At 61.0% G+C, this 3,399-nt stretch carries 4 protein-coding genes; all 4 read left to right on the top strand.

Going from position 1 to position 3,399, the window contains the following annotated elements; all coding sequences use genetic code 11:
• The first annotated feature begins 133 nt into the window (after nt 1–133).
• Nucleotides 134–496, top strand: a complete 363-nt coding sequence (locus tag KGB27_RS31145) for an ArsC family reductase (RefSeq protein ID WP_008039388.1) — start codon at nt 134–136, stop codon at nt 494–496.
• Between the two features lie 33 nt (nt 497–529).
• Complete coding sequence (dapD, locus tag KGB27_RS31140) at nt 530–1,564, top strand: 2,3,4,5-tetrahydropyridine-2,6-dicarboxylate N-succinyltransferase (protein WP_223557373.1); 1,035 nt, start codon at nt 530–532, stop codon at nt 1,562–1,564.
• Between the two features lie 165 nt (nt 1,565–1,729).
• The gene (locus KGB27_RS31135; protein ID WP_223557372.1) at nt 1,730–2,935 is read left to right on the top strand and encodes an aminotransferase class V-fold PLP-dependent enzyme; all 1,206 of its coding nucleotides are present in this window, start codon (nt 1,730–1,732) and stop codon (nt 2,933–2,935) included.
• A complete protein-coding gene (locus KGB27_RS31130) occupies nt 2,932–3,342 on the top strand; it encodes a SufE family protein (RefSeq protein WP_223557371.1) in 411 nt (136 codons plus the stop codon). The genes KGB27_RS31135 and KGB27_RS31130 overlap by 4 nt, the downstream gene beginning before the upstream one ends.
• The last annotated feature ends 57 nt before the right edge of the window (nt 3,343–3,399 follow it).

Here is a 3,399-nt window from a genome sequence, read left to right as displayed (position 1 = left end):
GCCACTATCAATGTTGAATGTTAAGCCGCTTTCGCGAGCAAGCTCGGCTCCTACAGGGTTTTGCGTTTTAACCGGACGGTCATGGCATAATCCGTCACCTTTTTTTTCCAGCACCTGTAAAGGGGGCAATTCCTTGACCGATTCAAGCAAAACGTTGCACCTTTTCGGCATCAAAGCCTGCGACACCATGAAAAAGGCGCGCACCTGGCTCGATGAACACGCTGTCAGCTATGACTTTCATGATTACAAAGCGGTCGGAATCGACCGTGAACACCTGAGCCAATGGTGCGACGAGCACGGCTGGCAAGTGGTGTTGAACCGTGCAGGCACGACCTTTCGCAAGCTCGACGACGAACGCAAAGCCGATCTCGACCAGCCGAAAGCCATCGAACTGATGCTCGCACAACCCTCGATGATCAAGCGCCCGGTGCTCGATCTCGGTGACCGAACCCTGATTGGCTTCAAGCCAGATATCTACGCGGCAGCGCTCAAGTAAGCCAGCCCGTTCAATTTTGTTAGAGGTATTTACATGTCCACTTCCGTATTCAGCCTGGCCTTTGGTGTCGGCACTCAAAATCGTCAGGGCGCATGGCTCGAAGTGTTTTACGCTCAGCCGCTGCTCAACCCGTCGGCCGATCTGGTCGCGGCCATCGCGCCGGTTCTGGGTTACACCGAAGGCAATCAGGCCATCGCGTTCAGCACTGCCCAGGCTTCGCAACTGGCTGAAGCACTCAAAAGTGTCGACGCAACCCAGGCCGCCCTGCTGACCCGTCTGGCCGAAAGCCACAAGCCGCTGGTCGCCACCATTCTGGCCGAAGATGCGCCGCTGACTTCCACGCCTGAGGCTTACCTCAAGCTGCACCTGCTGTCCCATCGCCTGGTCAAGCCGCACGGCCTGAACCTGGCCGGCGTGTTCCCGCTGCTGCCGAACGTCGCATGGACCAGCCAGGGCGCGATCGACCTCGCAGAACTGGCCGAACATCAACTGGAAGCCCGTCTGCGCGGCGAGCTGCTGGAAGTGTTCTCGGTAGACAAATTCCCGAAAATGACCGACTACGTCGTGCCGGCCGGCGTGCGTATCGCTGATGCCGCCCGTATCCGTCTGGGCGCTTACGTCGGCGAAGGCACCACCGTGATGCACGAAGGTTTCGTCAACTTCAACGCTGGCACCGAAGGTCCGGGCATGATCGAAGGCCGCGTTTCCGCTGGCGTATTCGTCGGCAAGGGTTCGGACCTGGGCGGCGGTTGCTCGACCATGGGCACCCTGTCGGGTGGCGGCAACATCGTGATCAAGGTTGGCGAAGGCTGCCTGATCGGCGCGAACGCCGGTATCGGTATCCCGTTGGGCGACCGCAACACCGTTGAATCGGGCCTGTACGTGACCGCTGGCACCAAAGTGGCGCTGCTGGACGAAAACAACAAACTGGTCAAAGTCGTGAAGGCTCGTGAACTGGCCGGTCAGCCGGACCTGCTGTTCCGCCGCAATTCGGAAACCGGTGCCGTGGAATGCAAAACCCACAAATCGGCGATCGAACTGAACGAAGCGCTGCACGCTCACAACTAAGCAGAGCGTCACGACCACCTGTTCTTGTAGGAGCGAGGCTTGCCCGCGAAGCTTTTGGGGATCTCACCGGCCCCTTCGCGAGCAAGCTTCGCTCCTACAGGTCCGGCGTAGCCCAGACCATCAGGTCAGGCGTACGTCCGCCCATGTTTAGCAGGGCCCGATAGCATGATGATTCTCTCCCCCTGGCGCGCCGATTTTCCGGCCATCGCCGCCCTGCAACGGCAGGACCAGACCTATCTGGACAACGCCGCCACCACGCAAAAACCTCAAGCCTTGCTGGATGCCCTGGCGCATTACTACGCCAATGGCGCAGCCAACGTGCATCGGGCGCAACACTTGCCCGGCGCGCATGCCACCCAGGCGTTCGAGGACAGCCGCAATAAAGTCGCGCAATGGCTGAATGCCGGTGATTGCGGGCAGATCATCTTCACCCACGGCGCGACCTCGGCGCTGAACCTCCTGGCCTATGGCCTGGAACACCTGTTCAATCCGGGCGATGAAATTGTCATCAGCGCCCTGGAGCACCACGCCAACCTGCTGCCATGGCAGCAACTGGCCCACCGTCGCGATCTGAAACTGGTGATCCTGCCGCTGGACGCCGACGGCTTGATCGACCTCGACACCGCCGCCGCGTTGATCGGCCCGCGAACCCGCTTGCTGGCGGTCAGTCAGCTGTCCAATGTGCTCGGCGCCTGGCAGCCATTGCCCGCGCTGCTGGCGCTGGCCAAGGCACACAACGCATTGACCGTGGTCGATGGCGCCCAAGGCGTGGTCCATGGCCGACACGATGTGCAGGCGCTGGGTTGCGACTTTTATGTCTTTTCCAGCCACAAGCTCTATGGCCCGGATGGCCTGGGGGTGTTGTTCGGCCGCCATGAGGCGCTCAAGCAACTGCGCCATTGGCAGTTCGGCGGCGAAATGGTGCTGGATGCGGATTACCAGCACGCGCGCTTTCGTCCTGCTCCGCTAGGTTTCGAGGCAGGAACGCCGCCGATCTCCAGCGTGATTGGTCTCGGGGCGACGCTCGATTACCTCGCCGGCCTCGATCAGGACGCGGTTTCGGCCCATGAAGCCGCGCTGCATGACTATTTGTTGAAAGGTCTTGAGGCGCGCGACGGCATTCGCTTGCTGGGCAAACCGCAACTGGCCCTGGCGAGTTTTGTCGTCGAGGGTGTGCATAACTCTGATCTGGCGCACTTGCTGACAGAACAGGGGATCGCGGTGCGCGCCGGTCATCATTGCGCGATGCCGCTGCTGAAAAGCTTTGAACTGGCCGGGGCGATTCGGGTGTCGTTGGCGCTTTACAACGATTCCGAGGACCTGCAACGGTTCTTTGATGCGCTGGATCAAGCGCTGGAGTTGTTGCGATGAACCTCCCTGCCGATGCCGTCACAGCGCTGGAAACGTTTCAGAACGCCGCCGGCTGGGAGCAACGCGCGCGACTGCTGATGCAATGGGGCGACCGGCTGCCGGCGTTGAGCGATGTGGATAAAGTCGACGCCAACCGCGTGCATGGCTGTGAAAGTCAGGTGTGGTTGGTGGGATCGTTGCAGGACGGTCACTGGCAGTTTGCGGCGAGCAGCGATGCGCGGTTGATTCGCGGGTTGGTGGCGTTGTTGCTGGCGCGGGTTAACGGGTTGTCGGCGGTCGAATTGCAGCAGGTCGACCTGCCGGACTGGTTCAGTCAGTTGGGACTGTCGCGACAGCTCTCCCCTTCGCGCAGCAATGGCCTCAACGCCGTGTTACAACGGATGAATGAGTTGGCCGCGCCCCTGTAGGAGCGAGGCTTGCCCGCGAAGGCGCCGTACCTGACACACCGCTTTCGCGGGCAAGCC

The organism is Pseudomonas sp. BF-R-01 (assembly GCF_019946615.1).
Classification (GTDB): Bacteria; Pseudomonadota; Gammaproteobacteria; order Pseudomonadales; family Pseudomonadaceae; genus Aquipseudomonas; species Aquipseudomonas migulae.
Note: the sequence above shows the minus strand (reverse complement) of the source record. Positions and strands in the feature narration are given on the sequence as shown.